The following is a 26209-nucleotide window of genomic DNA, read 5'->3' as shown; positions in this document are numbered from 1 at the left end:
CTATGGATGATGTATGCTAAAGAGAAGAGATGATGGAAATAGAGGAGCTTTAAAATACATGAACAGTAATTTACAACAGCCGATTTGGCGTTTTTATGATCAATCTATTAGCTTGAAAAATAGCAGCCCCCTTGAATCATTTGCAACAGATGATACATTATGTCAATTGGTAGGACAGCTCGTATCACCACCGACTATTCGTACATGGGTACATAATGCTTCGGTGGTACTTGGCATTCAAGATCATCGATTACCTTATGTACAGCAAGGCATGAAGTTGCTTGAGAAGCGAGGCTATCATCCCATTGTTCGCAATTCAGGTGGTCTTGCCGTTGTGTTAGATGAAGGGATACTAAATATATCAGTTGTTTTATCTGAACAAACAACAGCCATAGGCATTAATGATGGCTATGATGTCATGGTTGCGTTGATTAAAGCACTATTTCCTGAAGCTGCTGATAAAATCGAAGCCTATGAAATAGTCGGCTCCTATTGCCCAGGTTCCTATGATTTAAGTATTGAAGGCAAGAAATTTGCAGGTATTTCCCAAAGAAGATTACGACAAGGTGTAGCAGTGCAAATTTATTTATGTATTGAAGGAAGCGGAGCGGAGCGTGCGGCACTAATTCGTGATTTTTACGCTGAAAGTTTACAAGGAGAGGTAACGAAATTTACGTATCCTCAAATACTACCAGATGTAATGGCTTCGTTAAGTGAATTAGTGGATGCCTCTTTAACAGTCAAAGACGTAGTCATTCGTTTACAGCAAATGCTGCATACAATGGCTGAAGAAGTTCGGTTAGAGCCATTTTATGATGAAGAATTACCATTATATGCATTTTATTTACAACGGGTATTAGAGCGAAATGCCAAAATGCTTGCGTTGAAGTAAATGTAATCATATTTTCTAGCAAAAAAGGCGATGGTGCTAACTAAGCACATCGCCATTTTCTTTTTGATAGGTTGGACCACTAATAACTAGATTTCCGTTTTTCTCCATTTTAAAAACCGGAGCAATACGTTCTTCCTCTTCATCTAGCGTTACAAGGCGTCTAGCGCGGTTCATAATTTGGACAAACTGCTCATAATCTTTGCGAATTGCACGGTTTTCTTCTTCAAGCTGAGCAATTGTTTTCTCTAGCTTTTTATTTTCCTCGGATGTTACGTGCACAAGTTGTCTCCATTTTGAAGACTCATTACCTATTTCACCAGAATGTTGTAAACGTAGTAAATATGCTATGACAATATCAAGTGATAGGGCAGATAGAGGAATTGACTTGCTATCTGTATCACTATTATTTATTGTAAACATATTTGTGGAACGACGTCTTGCTGGTGCACCCAACACTCGCATTCTCTCTTTTCTTTCTTTTTTCGCCTCAGCTAGTTGCTCCTCATAAGCTTTACGAACAACTGCATTCCAACGGAAACCACATGCAGCCGCCGTACGATTTAACGCATCACCAGCTTCTTCAAAAGCATTTAATTGTGTACTACCTTCCGTTACGTGACGAATTACTGCCTCTGCTAGCAATTCATCATTTTCTTCTAACCAAGCATCTTGTCTTACTTTACTCATTATAAAATCCTCCCACCTTTATTTGGAATTTCTTTATTTATGTCTAGCATGACCAATCTTTTAACCTTTTATTCATCTATGTGAAAGGAATTATGCTTGAATACAAGGGGAATAATACGATACAATACCGATTGTAGGTTTGTGCGTATGCTACATACTTAAATATGTGAAGGTTATGCGGACATTAGATAATTTTATTGAAAAATACTATATAGAAAGGGTTGTTGACAAAATGGCAAACGAATTTAAAGTTTGCGATGAATGTCAGGCCGTTAACTTAAAAACGTTAATTCCAAAATTAAAGGAAATCGATCCTGATGCAACCATCGAAATTGGCTGTCACTCTTATTGTGGCCCAGGTCGTAAAAAAACATTTACATTTGTAAATAGTCGCCCTGTTGCTGCATTAACGGAAGAAGAACTAATGGAAAAAGTTTTAGCTAAATTAAAAAATAAGTAATAAAAGACTATCTTCACACGGCTGAAGGTAGTTTTTGTTTGTTTTAGGACGATAATAACCTGTATGAAGTGGAAATTACGTTTAATTAGGTTGATAGTCTCTATAATTACAGTGTAATCTCTATGCTAGTTCTATAATGTTTGCATATAATAGAAGAAAGATGAAATGGAGGTGCTGTACAAATGACACATTATGCAAAGGCAAAATTACAAGAAGAAAAAGTATTTAAAGATCCTGTACATCGTTATGTACATGTACGAGATCAAGTTATTTGGGATTTAGTAGGAACAAGAGAATTTCAACGTTTGCGTAGAATTCGCCAACTAGGCACTACGTTTTTAGTATTCCACGGAGCAGAGCATAGTCGCTTTAGTCATTCACTTGGTGTTTATGAAATTGTGCGTCGCATTATCGATGATGTTTTTGTAGGTCGCCCTGATTGGGATGAAGACGAGCGACTGCTAGTGCTTTGTGCAGCCCTATTACATGATTTAGGACATGGTCCATTTTCACATGCATTTGAAAATGTGTTTGAGTTAGATCATGAATTTTACACAAGACAAATTTTGCTTGGGGATACGGAAGTACATGCGGTGCTAAAAAAAGTTGCACCCGACTTTCCTGAAAAAGTATCACAAGTAATTGAAAAAACGTATCCGAACAAACAAGTCATTAGCTTAATATCAAGCCAAATTGATGCGGATCGTATGGATTACTTACAACGTGACGCCTATTTTACAGGTGTAAGCTATGGTCATTTTGATATGGAACGTATATTACGCGTAATGCGTCCACGTAAAAATCAAGTAGTAATTAAAGCAACCGGCATGCATGCTGTAGAAGATTATATTATGAGTCGCTATCAAATGTACTTACAAATCTATTTCCATCCTGTATCGCGAAGTGCAGAAGTAATTTTGAATAATATTTTAAAGCGAGCGAAGCAATTAAGTAATGCAGGCTATAAGTTTAAGCATGAGCCTACACATTTTTTGGCATTTTTCCAAAATACGATTACGTTGGAAGATTACCTTGCCCTAGATGAAAGTATTCTGTTTACATATTTTCAATTATGGATGCAAGAGGATGATGCGATATTAAGTGATTTAAGTCGCCGTTTTGTGAATCGTAAGCTATTCCAATACATTGATTTAGATCCAGGAGTAGAACTAGAAAAATATCAAAAGTTACAAGCGTTATTTAAACAAGCAGACATCAATCCAGACTACTACCTTGTCCATGATACAACGGCAGATCTCCCTTACGATTTTTATCGACCAGGTGAGGAAGAAGTACGAGTCCCTATCTTTTTAGAAATGAAAAACGGAGAATTACGTGAATTATCACGCGAATCTATTATCGTTGATTCCATTTCAGGACGCATGAAACGAGATCATAAAGTATATTTTCCACTTGATATATTAGAGGATTCTAGTACACAAGCATCAGTGAAACAGCAAATTATAAAGTTATTACAAATACATTAAAAATCAAGTGTAAATCTATCTAATTTGGTTATATATAAACGCCTTATTTTATATAAGTAATACAAAAGCACTAAACTCACTAAAAAATAGTGACGGTTTAGTGCTTTTTCTTGTGCACAAATACATATTCGATTAGTGAAGATGTCATTAATATAGGAATTGTTAATGAAAAAAATGGCAATGTTTAGAATTTGTTTAGAATCATTTCTTATAATGAATGAAAACCAAAAGGGGGTGAGGCCATTCTATACAGCAGAGGCGCCACACACCAGTTTTCGATACAAAAACGGTATGTGTACCGAGTGATGAAAGGTTCTTATGTATCAATGAGACGACACGTTATTAGAGGGGAAGAGGGGCAAACCGAATGTTTGTAGCAAAGTTTTCGCATAGTGTGAAAACTTACATGTCGTCCGCAAACACTTTAAGGGATCTCTCTGAACTTAAAAAGGGAGAGAAACATGAAAAAATTAAATTTAGCAATCATTACATTGTTGCTAGTGTTCCAAACGGTACTGTCACCGATTTCCGTATTTGCAGAAGATACAGGTTCTTCTGTACCTCCAGCAGTTGAAGCTGGAAATGGTGAAACTACTTCTAATTCGCCGGACACAGGCAATCCAGATGCAGCAGAGCCGACACCTGGTGACGCAGGCAATCCAGATGCAACAGTACCGACACCTGGTGACACCGGTAATCCGGATGCAACAGTGCCAACACCTGGTGATACAGGGGAAGTTGATGGGACAGATGCTAATACGGGGGGCACGGATAATTCAACCGTGACACCACCGGATGAATCTGACAAAGTTGACGGTGCTGAAGGTGAAGCAAAGCCAAGTGAAGAGGCGACTGACGCAACGACACCGCAAATAGCACCTATGAACATAGCACCATTAGCGTTAACTGCTGGTGATATGCAAGGTAATGTAAGTGGATTATCTGCGGGTATTCGACTAACTGGTCCAACAGGCGAGGTAATCGAGAACTCATCACAAATTCCAGCCGACGCTGCACCAAAAAAAGGTGACACAGTTTATCTAAACTATGTATTTGATGTGAAGCCTACGCAGGGCTATGGTGTAGGTTCTACATTTACGTTTGATTTACCACAATATATGATTGAGCAAGTAGGTAACTCGTTTTCAGGTTCGAAAACTACGGAATACGCTACATATTCGTATAGCTATTCTGCTGGTAAAATACTCGTAACATTAGAGAGTGACATCGAAGACGGTGTTGATGGAGAGATTGAATTTGATTTTATGGCCAAGTTTGGCAATTTCCAAGACGAGTCTAAACTTGATCAAGAATTAGTAATGCCTGTGTTAGGCAAAGCAGATATTACGTTACCGTTTATATTTCAGCCTACTGGTAGTGGTGAGCCAATCACTAAATCTTCCGGTGCAATTACACGTGAAGCGGATGGCGCTGAAATTGATTGGACAGTCTGGGTCAACACAGAAGGTAAACCAATTGTTTCAGGTGCTACAGTAGACGATACGCCAGATGCAAATCATGCATTTATAGCAGGTAGTTTAGTAGTTGAGAAATATCCAATCGGCTTAAATGGTATTAACAAAAGTAATCCAGGAGCGCCAGTAAGTTATGACAGTGGTTCAACAGCATTCCCTGTCAATTTGGATGCGGGAGGTTTTGCATACAAACTAACGTATAAAACGAAAGTTACAGCAGATCCAACAAGCTCCAATATGACGTATAAGAACACAGCAGAATTCACAAATAACGGCGTTACTAAGACAAGTCCAGGACAAGTAAATATCCCGTATGGCCCAGCTTTACTAAAAACTATTAAATCGAATAATAAATACGAAGCATCTTGGGAGATTAAGTATAACTGGTTAGGAGAAGATCTTAGCAAAAAATCTTCCCAATCATTAACTGATACCATTCCAGCAAACAATAATGGGGCAAAGCACAATATACAATATGATGCTAATTTCCAAGTGTATCGTGTAACGTTAAATGATGATGGTCAAACAGCAGCGTCAGAAACACTGTTAACGAAAGATACAGATTATGCATTAAGTGATGATACTGCGCAAGGATTTACTATTGATTTTTCTAAAGATGTTGCTGCTAATCCGCGTGCAGCTTATTTGATTAAGTATAATACAGAGTTTGATCAAGAATTTGTCACAGATGCAAATGCAGGGAGTATCACAAATACTGTAAAGCGCTTAGATGATGATAGTTCGTCATCAGATACTGTAAGCATTGTATCAAATATCTTTAGCAAAGAACGTGGCGCAATTGACTATGTCAACAAAACAATTACTTGGAAACTAACAATTAATGCTGAAAAACCATTAACAAACTTTGTCATTGCAGATACTATTTCAACGAAAAATGCGAGCGGTAAAACGTTGAAGCATAAGTTAACATCGTGGGATGGTTCGAGTAAAGTATTCCATGTTACAAATAGTAGTGCACCAACAATTAATAATGGAGGAGAAATCGGAGACGAAGCATTTACAATGACATTCTCATCGATCCCTTCAGGAACTGTAACAATTGAATACAAAACAAAGTTTGATATTGAATCAAACGGTGGCGTGGCACAAAGCTATGACAATGTAGCAGATGCTACGTGGGATGGTCAAACAAGTACAAATAATAAAGCACAAAAAAATGCTAGCTATAAACCATCCGCAACATCGCCTACAGGTAAAAATGGTTATAAAGACAATGCAATTGTCGATAATAGTAAACAAGAATTTTCTTGGAAAATTGGTATTAACATTAATAAGCAAAACATCGAAGGTGCAAAACTAATAGATACATTAGGTACAGGACACCATATTATTGTTCCAGATGGTCAAAGTTTAAAAGATGCTATTACTGTAAATCTTTTAAAATTAGGTGTGAATGATGAAAGAGGAACAAAAGATGCGCCATTAGATCCTACTAAATGGGATGTGAAATCTGTTACACAAGATGCCCAAGGCAATGTGACAAGTTATGAACTTACATTTACAGGGTTAACGGCTGCAGAAAATAATGAAGCGTACTTGATAGAGTACAAATCAAAAGATTCAGATGATGTTTATGGAAATGGAAGTACGGATGCTCGAAAATATACGAATAGTGCCGTTTTAGATACTCCAGATAATGGTAAATATTCGTATGATGCAATCGCAACGATTACAGATAAAGCGAACAAGTTAATTACTAAGACAGCTAGTCCTCAACCAACATCAGATACGATTGAATGGACAGTCACGATTAACGAATCCAACTCAAAGCTAGGTAATATTACGTTAACGGATACGCCTTCAGCTAACCAAAAGCTATTAACAAACACATTTACAAAGCAAGAAATTAAGTTAAATGCCACAGGAAAATCACAAAACGTTGGTACAGCAACTGCGATTAGTCCTAGCGATATTCAAGTACAGCCAGATGGTACCTTTACATTAGATTTAGGAAATGTCGATGGTAAGGGCTATATTATTAAATACAAAACGTACTTTATGGGTGACCCGAACGCGGGTGAAAATGTATCGAATAATGCATCCATTAACTATGCAGGTGCTACTTCCGCAGGTACATCCGCTACAGGTGGAGATAACAAGTTATTTAAATACAGTACATCTGATACAAATGCGTCAGCTAAAAAGGGAACGTTTAAAATTAAGAAACAAGGTGTAAATCCGAATACAGGTGCAACAAAAACACTTGATGGCGTAGAATTCAAGTTATATAACCGTGACAAATCCATTGTCTTAGCAGAAGGTAAGACAGTTGATGGTGAACTTTCATTCGAAAATTTACGCTACGGTATTTATAAACTAGAAGAAACAACACCTGCAGGCTATAAAGCAGTTTCAACAGTTGAAGTAAGGTTTAATGATAGCAACAACTTCGAGGTTACAAAGAAACCTTATACAATTGTTAACGTTGAAGATATTGCACCACCAGCAAATGCGTGTAAAGAATTTGAATTAACAATTAAAGATCTAGATGGTTCTGCTATAGCAGACCAAAATGTAACATTGAAAGATGCAAACGGTACAGTGAAATACACGGGTGCAACTACTAATGGTGTTGTAAAAGTGCCGAACACTGTATTAGCAGGACAATACGATGTTTATGATGCGAATGATACAAAAATTGGAAATGTAACTGTGAAATATACAGATGGCTGTAAAGATGAAATTGCACCAATACCAGCTTGTCCAGCATTTACAATTACATTAAATGAGAAAAAAGCTGGAGTTGATGTACCTCGTGCAGGAGTAACTGTCACGTTGAAAGATTCAACGGGTAGCCAAATTGTAACTGTAACAACTGATAAAGACGGTAAGTTTACAGTGCCGTCAATTCAAGATGTAAATGGTGTTAAAGCAGGAGAATACTATTTATATGAGGGCAATCAATTTTTAAGTACAGTTGATATCTCATACAAAGGGAATTGTGAAACTGCGATTACACAAGCACCAAAATGTGAAACGTTTAAACTAACTGTTAAGGATGTTGATGGCAACTTAGTTGCGGACGGTACTTCTGTAACAGTGAAAGATGCAGATGATAAAATTGTTGCGACAAAAACAACAACGAATGGTGTGCTGGAATTAACAAATCTGCAACCAGGTATTTATAAAGTTGAAGTCAATGGCAAAGAAAATGGTAGCTTCCAATCGAATGTTGACTGTGCAGCAACAGTGCAACCAGCACCGTCTTGTCCAATCTTTACATTAACGGTGAAAGATGAAAACGGTAATGTTCGCCCGAATGTAAGTAACATTATGATTAAAGATAAAAACGGCGCAACAATTGCTTCAAACAAAACAACAGACGCACTAGGTCAAGTGACGATGCCATCTCAAGATATTCCTTCAGGGGACTATAGCGTGTATCAAGGTGACCTATTTATTGGTCAAATTACAGTTCAATATTCCGTTAATTGTCATGCGGAAATTGTAGCAGCACCTACATGTCCTTCGTTTACATTGACTGTACAAACTGCATTTGGTACACCTCTTGCAAATGCGATAGTCACAGTGAAAGATGTGAAAGGAAATACAATTAAAGATGCGAATGGTAACGACAAGCTAACAACGTCTGTTGCTGGAACTATTGTTTTACCAGATAAAGCAATTCAACAAGGAACGTACAATGTATATGAAGGAAGTCGTTTAATTGGCTCTTTCGTTGTAAAAGATACATGTTCGGCACTTGTAAAACCGTCATTACCAGGTGATAACGGTGGAGGCGGTGGTTCAACACCACCAGAACCAGGTAAACCAGTGGATCCAAACAAGCCAACACCAGAACCAGGTAAACCGGTGGATCCGAACAAGCCAACACCAGAACCAGGTAAACCGGTGGATCCGAACAAGCCGACACCAGAACCAGGTAAACCAGTGGATCCAAACAAGCCAACACCAGAACCAGGTAAACCAGTGGATCCAAACAAGCCAACACCAGAACCAGGTAAACCGGTGGATCCGAACAAGCCAACACCAGATCCAGAACAACCGGTGAATCCTGAAAATCCATCAACAAATACAGAAGAGCCAAGTAATCCAGGGAATCCTTCAACAGATTCAAAAGATCCAACGGCTCCTGGAAAAACAGATACGTCTAAACCATCTGTACAAGATGTTATTGATCAAGGGAAAAACTTGCCGTCAATTAATACTTCTACTGCAAATAAAGATACGCTAGATGCGTATAAAGATTTCATTGATAACTATAACCAATTATCAAAAGAAGAGCAGGAAGAAATTGCAAAATCACTTGATGTAGATAAAATCAAAGCAGATGCAAAACGTTTAGAAACGCAATTACAGGCACAAGGTAAGTTGCCTCAAACAGATGGAGCCAATCAAACAGCTCTTACTCTAACGGGTGTAGCGCTTGTTTTAGGCGCATTGTTCTTCTTACGTCGTCGTAAGGCAGAAATGAAATAATGTATAAAATAACCCCCCATGACCATTCAGTCTTGGGGGGTTTCCTATACTAAAAAGCTTCTGATAGCTTGGCAGGTGCATCGTTTAAAGGATATTGCTCCACAAAATCTGCATGGATAGCCAGGCGTTTTGTGCCATTATCTGCACATGTAATAAGCGTTAAAATAGTTTGATTTGGGATATCGTCAATGACATAGACATCTGTTGCTGCAATCACTTTTTTAGTTGTTAATTTGTATTCATAAATAGTTGTTAAATCCGTTACGTAAATCGCATCACCAATATTTGCATTATACAATGGACTAAATAATATATCTTTATTTTCAAAATAATGACCTGCTAAGGCGTAATTTCCTTGCCCAAACGTTTGGTCTGCCTTCATCGTACCTGCGCCAACAGCAAGGGAGGCATTCCCGACGCCTTTAATTATAGGAAGAGACAGCTCTACAGTCGGTACGGCAATACTGCCGATGACCGGTAAGTTATCCAACTGTGTCTGTGCTTTTAAAACTTCAGCTATGGACAGGGATTGAACATCTTCAAATGCAAAATCTGCTGTCGCTTGATTGTTCTTTTCGATATCTTTGGCACTGTAATCGGTTGTATTTAATTGTTGACTTAAGTGCGCAATAACTGCATTTTGAATCGGATTAATAAAAATAAGTAGTAGACCGATTATCAATAAACAAATAAGTACTGATATTTTCAGCTTGTTCATATTGTAAGGTCACCTCCTTATATGAAAGAATCGAGGATAGCAACGTGAATGCTTTGGCTAAAAAAATGGGTAGAGCGGACTGTTGCTCTACCCGAATTATAGTTATTTATCGCTGAAGCGGACGCCTGCCACACCATAATGGTTTTTGGACATTTCTTCAATGAAAACTGTTACGTTTTCAACAGGTGCGTTTACTGTACGTGAAACGGCTTCTGTTACTTCTTTTACTAGTGCGCGTTTTTGTTCCTCGGTACGGCCTTCAATCATTTTTACTGTTACATATGGCATAATAGTGCCTCCTTTTAGAATTATGTTGTATAGTTAGTTTATAAGAAATTATAAACTTCTTACTTATGCACAAAAGCGCAAGAATATGCTTTACTTTATAATAGCAGAATGGAGGGAATTAAAGTATGGCAAATGAAGAGAAACCAAAACAAAAAATGGGCTTTACCATTATAAAAAATGACCCGACAGACGGCCATAAAGGATTTGGTATTGGTTCGCTTTCACTTGAAAACGTGTCACCAGTCATTATTGATATAGAAGAAGGGAAAGCTTCAGTTGAAATTGGGGCGATGCATGCACGTAGCGATGTAGAACGGGGCATTAAATTTACGACCGATCGTGCTGATTCAGAAGGTGGGAAGCCTTACTGGTTGGTTTGGGTAACGATTGACCATAAAGCAGATGGACCTTACTATGCTGGTGTAACAGCTTGTGAAATGGTGGTAAATCGTGAAAAACGCCGTGGATATAAAATTTTGGCGGATCACGTTAATAAAATGGATAAGTCGATGAAACGACAAATTATTGTAGACCATATGGATGAAGCGTCTAAAAAAGTATTAGCTTCTTTCCTAGAGGAGCTGAATCCAGAGCTGTGGATGCGCAGTGAGGAGCAATTACGTCAAGACTTATTTGTATAATAGACCTACAATGATTGAACAATCTGTGACATTTTGCAATCGCTTTCGATATAAGGTTGAAAGTAGATATGAAAAAAAGTACACTTGATTCAGAGCTTACATTTTAGTAAGCTAGGACACTTGGTCCCAGAATGTGATGAGTGCTATGCGGCATTTGAACAACCCAAACCCAAGCCAAATGCCCCATGATTCTCATCCTTTCCAGGACCAAAAATAAGAAAAGCTTTCTGTTCCCACGGACACGTCTCCGGGGAAGAGAAAGCTTTTCTTTTTCGCTTTATGTCTATAGCCTTTGTCGAGAGCTTTCATTAAATAAAACGATGATGCCCCGTTAAAGGTTGCGCATTATTGTTTATTGTTGAAAAACGGTAGCATATTCCAAAATTCTCCCCACGTATTGCTATCCAGAATATCAAAGTTTGTACATTTTTCACTAGGTACATCCTTCGTTTCTAAATATACAAGACGTTGTTTAGGGCAGGCATCTGTTGCAAGCTTTCCTGTTTCAATATCAATTACTACTCCTTTAACGCCTTTTGGTTTTGTGAAGTCTTCGTTTTTAGTCCCTTTATTCACACTTTCCATAAAGTCGATCCAAATTTGCTTTGTCGCAGCCGAATCTTCTTTCGAAGTAAGGTTTTTACCTTGGTCGTAGCCGTTCCAAACACCCGCTGTTAAATTTGGTGTAAAGCCGATAAGCCACTGATCACTATTGGTAGAACCAGATTTTGCGGCATACGTATGTGTCATACGTGAACGGATACTAATCCCTGTAGCAGGTGAGTAGTCACTAAATACAGGATCGAAAATACCAGTCATCATTTCTGTTAGTATATAGGTATTTTCTTTTGACAGCACCGTTTCATTTTGTTTTTCAACGTTTTTATTATCGTAAATAACTTCTCCATTTGCATTTTTAATGGAGATAATCGTTGTCGGCACAGTTTTTTGTCCTTGTGACGCTAAAATATTATAAGCATTTGTCATATCGTACAGTGTTGTTTCCATCGTTCCAAGAGCAAGTGATAGATTGTCTTTTGAGCCTATATTTACACCAAAACGGTCTGCTATATTATGAAATGCTTTAAATCCAATATCCTCTAACGTTTTAACTGCATAGATATTATCGGAAATTGCAATTGCCTGAGCCATTGACATGTCATGGTCTGCGAATTCACCGTTGACGTTTTTAGGAGAGTAAGTGCTGCGTCCGTTATCAATAGTGAACGTAGTTTGTCCGACATCTAAATACGTTAAAGGCGTATAGCCATTTTCTAACGCTGCTGCATATAAAACGGGCTTAATCGTTGACCCTGGTTGACGTTTAGCTTGTGTCACACGGTTAAATGAGCTTGCGGCATAATCTTTCCCTCCAACAAGCGCTGTAACAGCTCCTGTTTTCGATTGCATACTGACAAACCCTGTTTGCAAATCATTAGCAGGCATATTTTTAGCTACAGCTTCTTCTGCTGCTTTTTGATGACCTAGGTTAAGCGTTGTTTGAATTGTCCAACCGCCTTCGCTAATATCAAGATTTTTTGCTTTTAAAATTTCACTAGCTTCTTGCCATGCTACATCCAAGAAATAAGGTGCCACGGATTTAGAGGCAACCCACATATCGTTCTTCAAAACAAGTTGCTCTTCTTGTGCACGCGTTTTCTCTTCTTGTGTTATTGCGCCTTGATCTGCCATCAGTTTTAAAATGACGTGCTGGCGATTTGTTGCCTTTTCAAGATTGGCAATGGGTGAGTAAATACTTGGTCCTTTCGGTACACCTGCCAGCATGGATGCCTCCGCTAACGTCAAATCTTTTGCTGATTTTCCATAATAATAGCGACTTGCAGCTTCTACGCCATACATACCATGTCCGTAGTAAACTGTGTTTAAATAACCTTCTAATATTTCGTCTTTGTTATAAAAAACTTCTAATCTATAAGCATACAATGCCTCGTTTGCTTTTCGAGTCCATGATTTTTCATGGGATAAATATAAGTTTCGAGCATATTGTTGGGTGATTGTACTTGCACCTTGCACCTTACTACCAGCTTTAATATCAACTAATAACGCACCGGCAATACGAGAAAAGTCAAAACCGCTATGTTTGTAGAAATCTTTATCCTCTACAGCGACGGCTGCCTTTACTAAATAGGGTGACATCTCATCAAGACTTACCCAATAGCGACGTTCATTTGTAAAATGGTCTCCTATTTGGTTCTCGTTTTCATCTAAGAAAATAGAGGCTTTCGGTACAGTTAATGGCGGTGCACCAGCCACTTGAACATAGACGCGTAGGGCAATAAATGCTACTACTATTGCAGATGCAAAGGCGACAAAAAGTGTAAGCGTTTTGCGTGTACGCTTTATACGCTTTTGCTTACGTTGATAGCTTTTTCTTTTCATCCGACTTCACCTCGATTTCTAACAACTTGCGTTTAGTATGTGTCTGAATATTATTCTTTAATCGGAATTGTAAGCAAAAACTATTGCACTTTATTCAAAAACATCTATACTTTTTTTGTACTGATATGAAACGCTAGCTTTCGACAACAGCATTGCACTTTGTAGATTTTAAATGAATTTTGCTAGACGTTCCAATAATGTATACGAGGATTTGCTGAGTGAGGTTTCATTACAAACCTGTAAGTCCTTCGTCGTAATAACTATAACAACTGAATTTCATAGGAAGTTCAGAGATTAATGGAGGCTAGATATGAGATTTGATGAAGCTTATTCAGGAAATGTTTTTATAAAAAGTCATCCTACATATGAGGATGCACAGGCAGTTATTTATGGCATGCCGATGGACTGGACAGTAAGTTACCGTCCAGGGTCACGTTTTGGTCCACAACGTATTCGTGAAGTGTCGATTGGCCTAGAAGAGTATAGCCCATATTTAGATCGCGAATTAGAAGAGGTAAAGTATTTTGATGCTGGGGATATTCCATTACCATTCGGCAATGCTCAACGTTCTTTAGATGAAATTGAGAAATTCATTATGAAATTATTAGAAGATGGTAAAATTCCTGTCGGCATGGGCGGCGAGCATTTAGTGTCTTGGCCTGTAATGAAGGCAGTTGCTGCAAAGTACGATGACTTAGCCATTATTCATTTCGATGCACATACAGATTTACGTGTGGAATATGAAGGGGAGCCACTTTCCCATTCAACACCGATTCGTAAAATTGCCGAGCATATTGGGCCTAAAAATGTCTATTCATTTGGCATTCGTTCAGGTATGAAGGAAGAATTTGAATGGGCGAAAGAAAACGGTATGCATATTTCAAAATTTGAAGTGTTAGAGCCGTTAAAAGAAGTGTTACCAACATTAGCAGGCCGCAATGTCTACGTAACAATTGATATCGATGTACTAGATCCAGCACATGCACCTGGTACTGGTACTGTAGATTGTGGAGGCATTACGTCGAAAGAATTATTAGCTTCTATTCATGCAATTGCTGCAAGTGGCGTCAATGTAGTAGGCTTTGATTTAGTTGAAGTAGCACCAATCTATGACACATCAGAAATGACAGCCAATACGGCAAGTAAATTATTAAGAGAAATGATTTTAGGCTGGGTAAAATAATACGGGCTTTGTATAGGTTGTTAGAAAGCGGTTTGAATGGGGTTAGCGATGAGCTAACCCCATTTTTAGCTCCTTGCCTTTAAACTCTCACTAATTAAGGATAAGGTTTGCGTCGCCATCTCTAACTATACAAAATGATTTCCGATAAATTAAATCCCATTGAGGAGGTAATCAGGGCAAAATATGAACAAACAGAAGAACACAAGGTACACTAAGAACACATGGCTATTCACATTACTCATAGAAATGTTATGAATGAGTTTGAAAAACGATATGAGAGCCGTACTTACAGTCCAATTTCGATGTATTTGGTACGCTACGCAATGAGGAGTACTTAAACATAAAGAAAGTTATTGCCACTAAAAAGGCTAGTGAAGAATATACAAGACGTAGCTAACAATGATAAGTTGGAGCCATTTCGAAGAACATTTTAAAAATGATGATAGTAATTACCAAATTACTTTAAACAGGAACTACAACAATGATGAAAAGAAGATTCTTCATGGATTTATCGCATGGTATTCACGAAGTTTCATCCCGATGCATGCGGTAATGATAGTAGCAAGATGAAGTTAAAGGTGTAAAAGGGGTTGAAGAGGGAATAGATTTCTTCTATGCTTATTCCCTCTCTGACGAAGACTTCAATTTATCACAAACTAAATATTTAGTGATTTAAAATAAAAATTTTTTAATTGTAAAGGGAGAATGCAGTGTATTCTATAGGTGAATTTTCAAAAATATGTGATATTCCAGTTAAAACAATACGTTATTATAGTGACATTGGATTACTAAAACCTTCTTACATAGATCCTGTAACAAACTATCGGTATTATGACTATGACAAAATTCAAATCATGAAAAAAATTATGCTTCTAAAGAGTTGTCAATTTTCTTTATCTACAGTCAAGGAATTTATTAACAGCACAGAACAAGTACAACTAAAAAGTATATTAGCATATAAGATTGATGAACTTGAGGAAAAAAAAGAACAAATCTCCGAACAAATAGAAGAATTGAAACGATTAAACATGCAAATAGAGAAAGAAATTTCTATAATCCCAGGGCCTTTTTTATCCGATTGCTTTATTGAAAACCGAGAGGAGACCCTAGTGTACACGATACGTGAGAAGATAAAGGTCCAATTTATTGATGAGTTGGTTAAAAATTTATTTAATCGAGTTTACGCTTTTAATCTCGTGATTACAGGGAAATTAATGGCTATCTTTCATGAAAGAGAATTTAGTCAAAAAGAGGCTGATATAGAGCTGCTTCTTCCAGTAGAACATATGAACAAAATAGCGGGCTTTAGGACTTTATCCAGCGGGATATACGCATGTATTACTGTTAAAGGCCCCTATTCGGAGTTGGATGAAGGCTATAAAAAATTGAATAGTTGGATCTTCGAACAAAATCTAACTCAGATAGCGAAAGAGATAGAAATTTATGAAGAAGGTCTTGTACCTGTCAATTTTAATAGTAGAGATATAAAACCAGATTTAAACAGACATCCATCAGAGTTTGTTACCAAAATTTGTATACCAGTAATTAAGAAATAAAGTTAACTTATAGTTTTATATAAAAACAGGGTAAACTCTCCACCAACTGGAGGGTTTATTCTTTTTATATACTAATACATTGGAGGGAATTAAATGTATCATCCGAGATTAAAGGGAGATGCTTATGAGGCAGGAAAGCATTATGCAGAAATTCTTTATAAAAATGGATTTCGGTTTCCGAAAGTATCCGAAGAAAAATTAAAATTTGGAGAGTCATGCAAACATATTCTTATAGAATTTGATCCTAATGTTGTGAAAGAAATAAAAGGATTTGCAGAAGGCTGTCATACTTCTTATGAAGAAGTAAGTTCTTTTCTTTTAAGTATAGGGGTATTTGAATTGGCCGGTCAATGTAGTATTTTCTCAGCTTTTAACGGGAGAGAAATTATTATTGGTCGAAATTATGATATGCTCTTTAATTTAAAAAATTTTACAGAGTCCTCACTTATTTGTTTTGAAGGGAAAAATAAGTATGTAGGTCATTCAGATTGTTTTATTGGAAAAGTTGATGGTATAAATCAACATGGTCTATTTGTAGGATTTACATCAGTTCCTCATGAGGGAATTATGCCAGGATTGAATTTTTATTTTGCTGTTAAATATATTTTAGAAAATTGTTGTACGGTGGAAGAAGGCATAGAAGTGTTAAAAAGATTTCCAAGTTCGGTATCTAATAACTACTTATTAGCAGATCCATTAGGGAATATGGCTGTTGTTGAAGTTACCCCTAATGACTATCAAGTCCGCCTTCCTACAAATAATTATATTCATTGTACAAATCACCACGAAAGTACATCACTATCTGAAAGTTGGAATTGGAGCAAATCAAAAGAACGTTTTGAAACATTAGATATACGTCTTAAAGAAAACGTCAATAAAATGAATCTTTCCACTGCACAATCAATTATGTCAGAAACCAAGGGACATGTTTGTTTAAATTTAAAAGAATATAATTTTGGTACGCTCTTTTCTGTTGTAGCAAACTTAAATACATTAGATATACTTAGAGCCGAAGGTCAACCAAACAAAGCAAAATATAAATCAGATAAACGATTGACAGATGCTGTTTTAAAATAAATACATTAATCGAAAATTCGAATTGGAGAGTGACAAATATGAATTCAATTCAAGCTTCTATTTCTTATCTTAAAGGCACCAGTTATGAAATTGGTAGACTGCAAGGAGAGGAAATAAAAAAGAATCCTAATGCAATGAATGTCATTTTATCATCTGAATTAATAGATGAAACAAAATATAAGGATACGAAACAACTAATTGATCACTATGCTCCTGGTTTAAACGAAGAGCTTCAAGGATTTGCAGATTCATTAAATATAAAGCCTAGTTGTCTTAACTTTTTTGATGAAGCTTTACTACAACCAGGAGGATGTAGTTTAGGCGCTGTTTTACCATCTAAAACAAGTGATGGTAAAACTTATGTCCTTAGAAATTACGATTTGTCACCAGCTATATCTGATATGAGACTTTGTACAACTAAGGTAAAAGGGAAATATAGTCATACTGGATTCTCTGTTTCGTACTTTGGTCGAAGTGAAGGCTTAAATGAAGAGGGATTCTGTGTAGCTTTTGCTTCATGCGGTATTCCAGTTGGAAAACATCCAGGAATGAAAAAGCCTATCCTAAAAGGACTTCAGTTTATGGTAATAGTAAGAGCTTTACTTGAAAATTGTAAAGATGTTGAGGAAGGAATTACTTATTTAGAGAATATGCCTATTGGAACAAATATGAATTTGCTACTGTCAGATGCCAAAGGGAATGTAGCTTTAGTAGAAACGTATGATGGAGAAAAGGTCGTAGAAAGGGGCAATCAAAAATCAGGATTTTTGATTGCAACTAATCACGCTGTAATGCCCAAAATAATGAAGTTAGAAGACAGAAAATTAGAACAATCTGAAATGCGTTATAATTTTTTGAAAAATAACTTAGAGAGTGATGATTTTTTTACAAAGAATAAATTACAACAATTAATGTTTAATGAATACCCTAATGGTGTAACAGTGCACAATTTCGAAGAAAATTTCGGAACTGTTCATTCAATTCTATTTAATCTTAACGACAAACAATTAGATATTTCTTTCGGTTCCCCTATAAATAATAAAATCTATAAATTAAAAGTAGGAGAAACCTTGCCTTTTAATGAATTAGAAGTTTTCATTGAGAACTCAAACTATGGACCAAACTTCTGGAAGCTAATCAAATAATAATATGGCCAAAGAAACACTTTCAGCTGCATGATGAGCCGAGAGTGTTTTTTTATCATTCCTCTATTCAATAATAAATCGCTTATTTCACCTTCTTGGAGGTTTGAAATCCTCTTGTTTCATAGGTTTCTGGCGTTTTCCTTTTTGACGAAGCACTGTTAAAGCTCTATCCTTTTTTGAAAAAAATATAGAAAAACAATTTTAATCTACCTTCCTATCTATAAATGTGTTAACTTAATTATTATTAAGGTTAACTCAAATTGAAGAAGTTAGAATGGGAGGAATAGGAGGATGCGAAAGTTTTCTACATATGATCTTGCTCAGATTTCATTACTAGCTTGTCTTATTATCGTTACAGGCATGTTTAAGATTCCAACAGGTATTCCTGGATCTGAGTTTCAATTATCTGCACCGATTGCCGTTGCGATTGCAGCAGTATTTGGATTTAAGCGATATTTTCTTGCGGGAATCATTGCAAGTCTAATCTTATTTTTACTAGGTATACACTCCATCTTAAATGTTGAAATTTCAATAATTTTCCGATTGACTGTTGGTCTAATCATTGTTTTATTAGGAACTTCAATTCCGGTACTAGTTGTGGCAGGACCGATTGGAACAATGGTTGCTAGACTTGGATTGGCTTTTACGTTAGGGACCCCGTTTTTGCCACTATTCGTTTTGGCGATTCCAGGGATGGTCATTACGGCTGTCAGTGTTTATCCAATAACGAAAATGTTATATGCAATTAATAAGAAAGTAGCAGGTGATCATCATGTTAGAAACGTGTTATAGCATTCGAATGCGTGCAGCTGAAAAAAATCTCGAAGGAGGAGAAAAGCATATATCTGGTGGGGAACGGATAGGGAGTGATTTTCAAATAGAGCCAATTGTAAAACAGTTATTGAACAAAGCAAGGAATCATTCGCGCGGAGATGCTGACTTTATTCAAATTACCGTTGAAAAACTTACAGGTGATCAGATACTGTATATGCCACCGTTAGAAATAACGACAATTGATGAGAGTTCAATTGAAAGGGCACATAAAGAAGCTAGGAGTATATTAACCTCAGTAGGTGTTTCCAAGCAGGCACAAAATGTTGCTTTTCATCTACTTTCTAGTAATCAAAATCTTCGTGGGGCTATCCTCCTTCATAGTCAAACTGGCTTGCGACTTGACAATCGCGGACTGAAAGGCGTTCGTGTATCACGAATCGATTGGCAAGACGCTGATGTAGGTTACAATGAGCGTGTTCGTGAAGCGCTAGCTCTGGCAACGAAAGTGGCAAATTCTCCGTATACCATCGCAGAATTATGTTGGTCAGATGATCCAGAATACGTTACTGGCTATGTAAGCAATCATGAGATTGGTTATGTCAGAATTACGCCTTTAAAAAGGGAAGGCTGTGAAAGTGGCGGACGTATTTTTTTTGTGTCAGATGAAGTTGAGCTAGAATCATATATACACTATTTAGAAAGAGAACCTATTCTCATTAGGGGGCATTAAAAATGAATGATCGCTTTCGAAGGGAACTGCAAGTAATAGAAGAGCAAGGATTGACAAGGAAGTTACGTTTGTTTTCAACTGGAAATGAAAGTGAGGTAGTGATGAATGGTAAGAAATTTTTGCTATTTTCATCGAATAACTACTTAGGCCTTGCAACAGATAGTCGTTTGAAAAAGAAAGCAACTGAAGGCATTAGTAAATACGGTACAGGGGCTGGCGGTTCTCGACTTACAACTGGAAACTTCGACATTCATGAACAGCTAGAATCTGAAATTGCAGATTTTAAAAAGACTGAAGCGGCCATTGTATTCAGCAGTGGGTATTTAGCGAACGTAGGTGTGATTTCGAGTGTGATGAAGGCAGGAGATACTATCTTTTCTGATGCTTGGAATCACGCGAGTATTATAGATGGTTGTCGATTAAGTAAAGCCAAAACGATTGTTTATGAACATGCGGATATGGTGGATTTAGAGCGGAAATTAAGGCAATCACATGGGGATGGATTGAAGTTCATCGTAACGGATGGCGTTTTTAGTATGGATGGTGATATTGCGCCACTTCCAAAAATGGTAGAGTTAGCCAAGGAATACAAAGCGTACATAATGATTGATGATGCGCATGCAACAGGTGTTCTTGGCAATGATGGTTGTGGTACCGCTGATTATTTTGGTTTGAAAGATGAGATTGATTTTACAGTAGGCACGTTGAGTAAAGCGATTGGTGCAGAGGGTGGATTTGTATCGACGTCATCCATTGCTAAGAACTATTTGTTAAATAACGCCCGATCTTTTATTTTCCAAACAGCTTTATCGCCAAGTGCGATTGAAGCAGCGCGAGAAGGAATTTCCATCATACAGAATGAGCCCGAGCGGAGAAAGCAATTGCTGAAAAATGCGCAGTACTTACGATTGAAATTAGAGGAATCTGGTTTTGTAATGAAAGAAGGGGAAACACCTATTATTTCTCTTATTATTGGTGGTTCTCATGAAGCCATGCAGTTTTCTGCGAAACTACTGGATGAAGGTGTCTTTATTCCAGCGATTCGACCACCAACAGTGCCGAAAGGGTCAAGTCGGTTGCGTATAACAGTAATGGCTACACATACAATAGAGCAGCTCGATATGGTCATTAGTAAAATTAAGAAAATAGGAAAAGAAATGGGGATTGTATAATTGTTTGAGTGCCTGGCACTCAAACAATTTTTTGATTGCTTTTTCTTATTAATTACATAGCACTAACCTTCAAGTTCTGCAATTGCCTCTAATTCAATTAAGCAGCCATGGCTTAATTCTTTAATTGGGATAATGGCGCGGGCAGGCTTATGACTACCGAAAAATTGTGCATAAGTTTCATTTACGTCCGCCCATAAATCAGCAGATGTTATATAGACGCGACACATAACAACAGCCTCCTTCGTAAGACCGCTTGCTTGAAGCACGACTTCCATCTTTTGAAGAGCCATGAATGTTTCAGCGTGAATGCCACCAGTTGCAGGTTTGCCTGTAGCTGGATCGACTGAAGTTTGCCCCGAAATATATAAATTCCCGTTACTAATCATGCCTGGTGTATAATGCCCGATTGGCTCTTGTTCTATCAAAACTTTCTTCATAATAAGTTCCTCCTTATAAACGTTGTAATTGATTTAGCCCAATATTGCCACCTGAAATAAGGAAGCAAACATGGTCGTTTTTTGTAATCGGTAAATTGCCTCGAAGAGCTGCTCCTATCCCGATGGCAGAGGAGGGTTCAGCTAATATTTTGCCTTCTAGTAGCAATGTTTTCATCCCATTAAGTATGGAAGCCTCGTCTACACGCACAATGTCATCAACTAATTTTTCAACAATCGGGAAGTTTCGCTCCCCAGGTTGTAAAGTTAATAGAGCATCCGCTAACGATTGTTGTTCAGCTAATAGTAATCTTTTACCAACTTGAATACTTTCTGAATAGCGAGGGACGACGGCTGGTTCAACACCAATGATTTTAATATGTGGTGCTAAAGATTTTACCGCAGTTGCGACACCACTTAGCAGACCACCACCACCAATAGGAACAACAATTGCACTGACCTGAGAGAACTGTTCTAAAATTTCCAATCCTACTGTCCCTTGCCCCGCCATAATATCGTAATCATCATAAGGATGCACAATGGCATAACCATGTTCTAAGCTTAGGGTTTCAGTCACTTGATGTCTTTCGGCAAGCGTACATTGGACAATACGTGCACCAAGGGCTCGTATGCCTTCGACTTTAACAGATGGCGCTGAATCGGGTAAAACGATGGTTGCTGGAATATTTAATAGTTGAGCCGCGAAAGCCACACCTTTGCCATGATTACCGGAGGAAGCTGCCACAACGCCATGTTGTAATTGTTCAACTGGCATCGACAGCAGTTTGTTAAGAGCCCCACGCAATTTAAAAGAGTTGGTTTTTTGCATATTTTCGGCTTTTATCGAAACGTTGCAATGTAATAAATTATCGAGTCCTTGCAAGCGAATAACAGGTGTTTCATAAATATAAGGTGCGACTTTCAGTTTGGCAGCTTGGATTTTTTCAAGCGATAGCATAAAGTATACCTCATTTCTTTGAACAATTTGAAAATTCTAAAATAATAATATAAATGTAGTATTAGAGTTAATATCTGTCAATGTTTGCTAGCATGGCACATAAAAAGAAACTGCAAGACGTTTGCAAATATCGCAAAGTTTCGCAGTTTCTGGTATAGAGGACCTAACATTAGCATCCTTTATGAAATTCACTATTGTTGGCATGTACTACTTGGTTGCCACCTAAAGCTTTCACTTCTGTAGTAACCTGTGTGGCGATAATGGTAAGTTCATCAAAGTCTACAGCGTTATCGGGACTTGAACTAATACCAATAGAAACCGTCAATGGCGTAGTTTGCCTGTCATTAATTTTAAAAGAGTGATGTGCAATTACATGTCTTAGTTTTTCAGCATGATAGAGGGCGATAGCAGGTGGGGCATCTTTTAAAATAATATAAAACTCCTCACCAGCAACACGTGCGGCCATTCCGTTTTTCGTTTCAATATAATGATGAATAATGGTAGCGAGTTGCTTAATAATCCCATCACCAGCTAAATGGCCATACTTAATATTTATATCTTTCATATTGTCGACATCAAAATGGAGTACAGAAAAATTGTCCGTTTCTAGTACCATTTCTTGTGCAAATGATCGTATCGCCAAATTATTTGGTAGTTGTGTTAAATAGTCTTTTTCCTTAAGTCGATAAATGAGCTGTACTTTTTCACTAGTTGCTTGTAAACGTGTAATAACAGTGAAAATTGTAAAAAATGTAAATAGGGCATAGGCAATGAATCCTAAAATGGTCTCTATTTTCAGTATAGGTGGCATGCAGATTGCTAGTACAAGCATTACAATAATTTCTGCCATGACACTAAAAAAATAAGTTGTTAAAGTGTGAAGTGTAATAGGCTTTTTACAAGCGACAAAGGCAAGGATAATCGAAAGAACGATTAAATTAATGTTTGATAAACTTGATATGGACAATAAAGATTGTGTAGGAATGATATATAGACTCCCTACCCCCATAATTGCACCGCTTATAATAATTGACCACGGACCACCAATCAGCCCACTGTATAGTAGCGGTACAATATGAATGTTTATAAGCGTCCCTTGTAAAAAACGTAAAGATATAGCACTTAATACAAGGCCTGTCATACCAAAAATAATGCCGACTAAAATTGGTTTAAAATCTTTGATAAATGATTTTCTTCGAGTCGGATGAGTAAATGGCCAATACGTTAAAATAATTAAAGTAAAGGTAATACAAAAGCTGACATAAATATGAAGTAACATCTATTAATAGTAGTTCCTTTCTCGAACATATATAGATAATAGTAAATCTTTTCACTTTCTTTTGCCAATGCTTGAAAACAATACGCACTTGTATCTTGAAAAAAAGCGGACATTTATCCTATAATAAAAAGGTTATAGTAAAAAGATTAAAAGGGAGCGTCCATGAAGGTGAACGAAGTAAAATCGCAGGTGAACATTAAGCTCATTTCGACGATTCGTCCGATTGATGGGGAGTCCGAAACCTTGGAAATGTGGTTGGATGGGCAGCTAATCAATAAAGCAGATTCCCTATATTTAAAATATGAAGAGATGCAGGATGATAAAACAATCCGCACGACGATGAAGTTAGACACGGAACGGGCACTTATTATGCGCGCTGGAGCAGTCAAAATGCGCTTACCACTCAATATTTTTGAACAACAAATTGGCCATTATGAAAGTGAATTAGGTTCGATGCCACTCGTAACACAAACAAAAAACATGCTATTTACTAGACATGAAATGTGCGGAGATTTTCATGTGCAATACGATTTATTAATGGGTGGACAAAGCGTTGGCAATTATACATTAGACATTACATTTACGGAGGTACAATGATGAACGCAGTAGAACAAGTACAACAAGCCATTAAAACGGCAATTGCGCAGGCTGTTGACAAAGCAGGCTTAGTCGAAGCTGGCACAGAGTTAACGATTCACCTTGAAACACCAAAAGACAAAGCAAACGGTGATTATGCAACAAATATTGCCATGCAATTAACGAAATTAGCGAAAAAGCCACCGCGTGCAATTGCAGAGGCAATTTTAGAAAACCTTGAAACAGCAGGAACTGATATCGAAAAAATCGACATCGCAGGTCCTGGTTTTATGAATATAACGGTTCGTAAAGATTTCTTAACAGAAGTTGTAACAGCTATCCTTGAACAAGGTGCTGATTATGGTCGCTCTAACGCAGGAGCTGGTGAAAAAGTGCAAGTTGAATTTGTTTCAGCAAATCCAACTGGCGACCTACACTTAGGTCATGCACGTGGAGCATCTGTAGGGGATTCATTGTGTAATGTTTTAGATATGGCTGGTTATGCTGTATCTCGTGAGTACTATATTAACGATGCTGGTAATCAAATTAATAACTTGGCTTATTCTCTGGAAGCGCGCTATAAGCAAGCATTAGGCCTTGCTGCTGATATGCCTGAAGATGGCTATCATGGTCAAGATATTATCGACATTGCAGGTAAATTAGCGAGCGAGCATGGCGATTCGATTTTATCAAAACCGGATGAAGAACGTTTTGCATTTTTCCGTCAACATGGTCTTGCTTTAGAATTAGATAAATTAAAAACAGACTTAGCGAACTTCCGCGTGAATTTTGATGTGTGGTATTCTGAAACATCATTATATGACAACGGCAAAATCGAAGTAGCATTAGATAAATTAAAAGCGAATGGTCATGTATTTGAAGAGGACGGTGCGACTTGGTTCCGTTCTACAACATTCGGTGACGATAAAGACCGTGTCCTAATTAAAAACGATGGCTCTTTCACATATCTGACACCAGATATCGCTTACCATGAGGATAAAATTGTTCGTGGATTCGATAAACTAATTAACATTTGGGGAGCAGACCACCACGGCTATATTCCACGTATGAAAGCGGCTATTCAAGCACTTGGCTATGACCGTGACACACTTGAAGTGGAAATTATCCAAATGGTGCAGTTATACAAAAACGGCGAGAAATTCAAAATGTCCAAACGTACAGGGAATGCTGTAACGATGCGTGAGCTTGTGGAAGAGGTTGGTCTAGATGCTGTGCGTTACTTCTTTGTGAAAACAGCTGGTGATTCACATATGGACTTTGACCTTGACTTAGCGGTTTCACAATCAAATGAAAACCCAGTGTACTATGCACAATATGCACATGCGCGTATTTCTTCTATTTTACGTTCAGCGACAGAACAAGGCTTCGCTACTTCAACAGCAAATTTAAGCCTGTTAACTGCTGAAAAAGAGATTGATTTATTGAAAAAAATTGGTGATTTCCCGAAAGTAGTGGCGGATGCTGCAAAACACCGTACACCACACCGTATCGCTAACTATATTCAAGAAACAGCAGCTGCATTCCATAGCTTCTATAACGCTGAAAAAGTGTTAGATGCATCGAATAAAGAGCTAACAGAAGCGCGTTTAGCACTGATTACAGCTGTTCGTACAACGATTGCCAACGCACTACGTCTAATTGGCGTATCTGCACCAGAAAAAATGTAATATACATGATTATCACCCCGACACAATTGCGTGTCGGGGTTTTTCTGTTTTTACGAACAAAATTGTTTGAGAATTGTTTGAGTGACTGGCACCGTTTTTGTGTTTTGTGTGTGTATTTTTCTGTTTAT

At 37.5% G+C, this 26209-nt stretch carries 21 protein-coding genes; 14 read left to right on the top strand and 7 right to left on the bottom strand.

The window, feature by feature from the left end:
- Nucleotides 1-58: 58 nt before the first annotated feature.
- Nucleotides 59-892: an octanoyl-[GcvH]:protein N-octanoyltransferase gene (gene lipL, locus FC748_RS14810; RefSeq protein WP_108030633.1), complete on the top strand. Its 834-nt coding sequence runs from the start codon at nt 59-61 to the stop codon at nt 890-892.
- A gap of 36 nt (nt 893-928) precedes the next feature.
- Here the strand turns inward: lipL and FC748_RS14805 are convergent, their stop codons facing one another.
- The gene (locus FC748_RS14805) at nt 929-1579 is read right to left on the bottom strand and encodes an RsfA family transcriptional regulator (RefSeq protein WP_108030632.1); all 651 of its coding nucleotides are present in this window, start codon (nt 1577-1579) and stop codon (nt 929-931) included.
- Nucleotides 1580-1811: 232 nt separating this feature from the next.
- Here FC748_RS14805 and FC748_RS14800 point away from each other — a divergent pair, with 232 nt between their 5' ends.
- The 3 genes from FC748_RS14800 (at nt 1812) to FC748_RS14790 (ending at nt 9462) form a co-directional block, all read left to right on the top strand.
- Nucleotides 1812-2039 carry a YuzB family protein gene (locus FC748_RS14800; RefSeq protein WP_024362844.1) on the top strand — a complete coding sequence of 76 codons (228 nt, stop codon included), beginning with the start codon at nt 1812-1814 and terminating at the stop codon, nt 2037-2039.
- 182 nt (nt 2040-2221) lie between these two features.
- Nucleotides 2222-3526 (top strand): HD domain-containing protein, encoded by a 1305-nt coding sequence (locus tag FC748_RS14795; RefSeq protein ID WP_024362845.1) that lies wholly within the window; start codon nt 2222-2224, stop codon nt 3524-3526.
- A 461-nt stretch (nt 3527-3987) separates the two neighbouring features.
- Nucleotides 3988-9462, top strand: a complete 5475-nt coding sequence (locus FC748_RS14790; protein ID WP_108030631.1) for a collagen binding domain-containing protein — start codon at nt 3988-3990, stop codon at nt 9460-9462.
- Nucleotides 9463-9511: 49 nt separating this feature from the next.
- On the opposite strand, the gene FC748_RS14785 is transcribed toward FC748_RS14790, so the two are convergent.
- A complete protein-coding gene (locus FC748_RS14785; RefSeq protein ID WP_025218562.1) occupies nt 9512-10180 on the bottom strand; it encodes a class A sortase in 669 nt (222 codons plus the stop codon).
- 102 nt (nt 10181-10282) lie between these two features.
- Nucleotides 10283-10468, bottom strand: a complete 186-nt coding sequence (locus FC748_RS14780) for a 2-hydroxymuconate tautomerase (protein WP_024362848.1) — start codon at nt 10466-10468, stop codon at nt 10283-10285.
- A 125-nt stretch (nt 10469-10593) separates the two neighbouring features.
- Here FC748_RS14780 and FC748_RS14775 point away from each other — a divergent pair, with 125 nt between their 5' ends.
- On the top strand, nt 10594-11109 hold the full coding sequence (locus FC748_RS14775; RefSeq protein WP_024362849.1) for a YwhD family protein: 516 nt from the start codon (nt 10594-10596) through the stop codon (nt 11107-11109).
- A 345-nt stretch (nt 11110-11454) separates the two neighbouring features.
- On the opposite strand, the gene FC748_RS14770 is transcribed toward FC748_RS14775, so the two are convergent.
- Nucleotides 11455-13509 (bottom strand): transglycosylase domain-containing protein, encoded by a 2055-nt coding sequence (locus tag FC748_RS14770; RefSeq protein WP_108030630.1) that lies wholly within the window; start codon nt 13507-13509, stop codon nt 11455-11457.
- A gap of 310 nt (nt 13510-13819) precedes the next feature.
- Between FC748_RS14770 and speB the strand changes: the two genes are divergently transcribed.
- The 7 genes from speB (at nt 13820) to bioF (ending at nt 21146) form a co-directional block, all read left to right on the top strand.
- Nucleotides 13820-14692: an agmatinase gene (gene speB, locus FC748_RS14765; protein ID WP_108030629.1), complete on the top strand. Its 873-nt coding sequence runs from the start codon at nt 13820-13822 to the stop codon at nt 14690-14692.
- A gap of 710 nt (nt 14693-15402) precedes the next feature.
- Nucleotides 15403-16248 carry a MerR family transcriptional regulator gene (locus FC748_RS14760; RefSeq protein ID WP_108030628.1) on the top strand — a complete coding sequence of 282 codons (846 nt, stop codon included), beginning with the start codon at nt 15403-15405 and terminating at the stop codon, nt 16246-16248.
- A gap of 93 nt (nt 16249-16341) precedes the next feature.
- On the top strand, nt 16342-17325 hold the full coding sequence (locus FC748_RS14755) for a choloylglycine hydrolase family protein (protein ID WP_108030627.1): 984 nt from the start codon (nt 16342-16344) through the stop codon (nt 17323-17325).
- Nucleotides 17326-17363: 38 nt separating this feature from the next.
- A complete protein-coding gene (locus tag FC748_RS14750; protein WP_108030626.1) occupies nt 17364-18470 on the top strand; it encodes a choloylglycine hydrolase family protein in 1107 nt (368 codons plus the stop codon).
- Nucleotides 18471-18761: 291 nt separating this feature from the next.
- The gene (locus FC748_RS14745; protein ID WP_024362855.1) at nt 18762-19262 is read left to right on the top strand and encodes a protein BioX; all 501 of its coding nucleotides are present in this window, start codon (nt 18762-18764) and stop codon (nt 19260-19262) included.
- Nucleotides 19243-19974: a 6-carboxyhexanoate--CoA ligase gene (gene bioW / locus FC748_RS14740; RefSeq protein ID WP_108030625.1), complete on the top strand. Its 732-nt coding sequence runs from the start codon at nt 19243-19245 to the stop codon at nt 19972-19974. Before FC748_RS14745 ends, bioW begins: the two co-directional genes overlap by 20 nt.
- Before the next feature lie 2 nt (nt 19975-19976).
- Nucleotides 19977-21146 carry an 8-amino-7-oxononanoate synthase gene (gene bioF / locus FC748_RS14735; protein WP_108030624.1) on the top strand — a complete coding sequence of 390 codons (1170 nt, stop codon included), beginning with the start codon at nt 19977-19979 and terminating at the stop codon, nt 21144-21146.
- 62 nt (nt 21147-21208) lie between these two features.
- Here the strand turns inward: bioF and FC748_RS14730 are convergent, their stop codons facing one another.
- The 3 genes from FC748_RS14730 to FC748_RS14720 form a co-directional block, all read right to left on the bottom strand.
- A complete protein-coding gene (locus FC748_RS14730; RefSeq protein WP_108030623.1) occupies nt 21209-21583 on the bottom strand; it encodes a RidA family protein in 375 nt (124 codons plus the stop codon).
- Between the two features lie 13 nt (nt 21584-21596).
- Nucleotides 21597-22538 (bottom strand): threonine ammonia-lyase, encoded by a 942-nt coding sequence (locus FC748_RS14725; protein ID WP_108030622.1) that lies wholly within the window; start codon nt 22536-22538, stop codon nt 21597-21599.
- 169 nt (nt 22539-22707) lie between these two features.
- Nucleotides 22708-23817: a diguanylate cyclase gene (locus FC748_RS14720; RefSeq protein WP_024362860.1), complete on the bottom strand. Its 1110-nt coding sequence runs from the start codon at nt 23815-23817 to the stop codon at nt 22708-22710.
- Between the two features lie 168 nt (nt 23818-23985).
- Here FC748_RS14720 and FC748_RS14715 point away from each other — a divergent pair, with 168 nt between their 5' ends.
- Entirely contained in the window at nt 23986-24414 is a 429-nt protein-coding gene (locus FC748_RS14715) for a YwiB family protein (protein ID WP_227665406.1), read from the top strand.
- A complete protein-coding gene (argS, locus tag FC748_RS14710) occupies nt 24414-26081 on the top strand; it encodes an arginine--tRNA ligase (RefSeq protein WP_024362862.1) in 1668 nt (555 codons plus the stop codon). The genes FC748_RS14715 and argS overlap by 1 nt, the downstream gene beginning before the upstream one ends.
- The last annotated feature ends 128 nt before the right edge of the window (nt 26082-26209 follow it).

It is taken from the genome of Lysinibacillus sphaericus (assembly GCF_005217585.1).
GTDB classification, from domain to species: Bacteria; Bacillota; Bacilli; order Bacillales_A; family Planococcaceae; genus Lysinibacillus; species Lysinibacillus sphaericus.
This window is presented reverse-complemented; position numbering and strand designations above follow the sequence as displayed.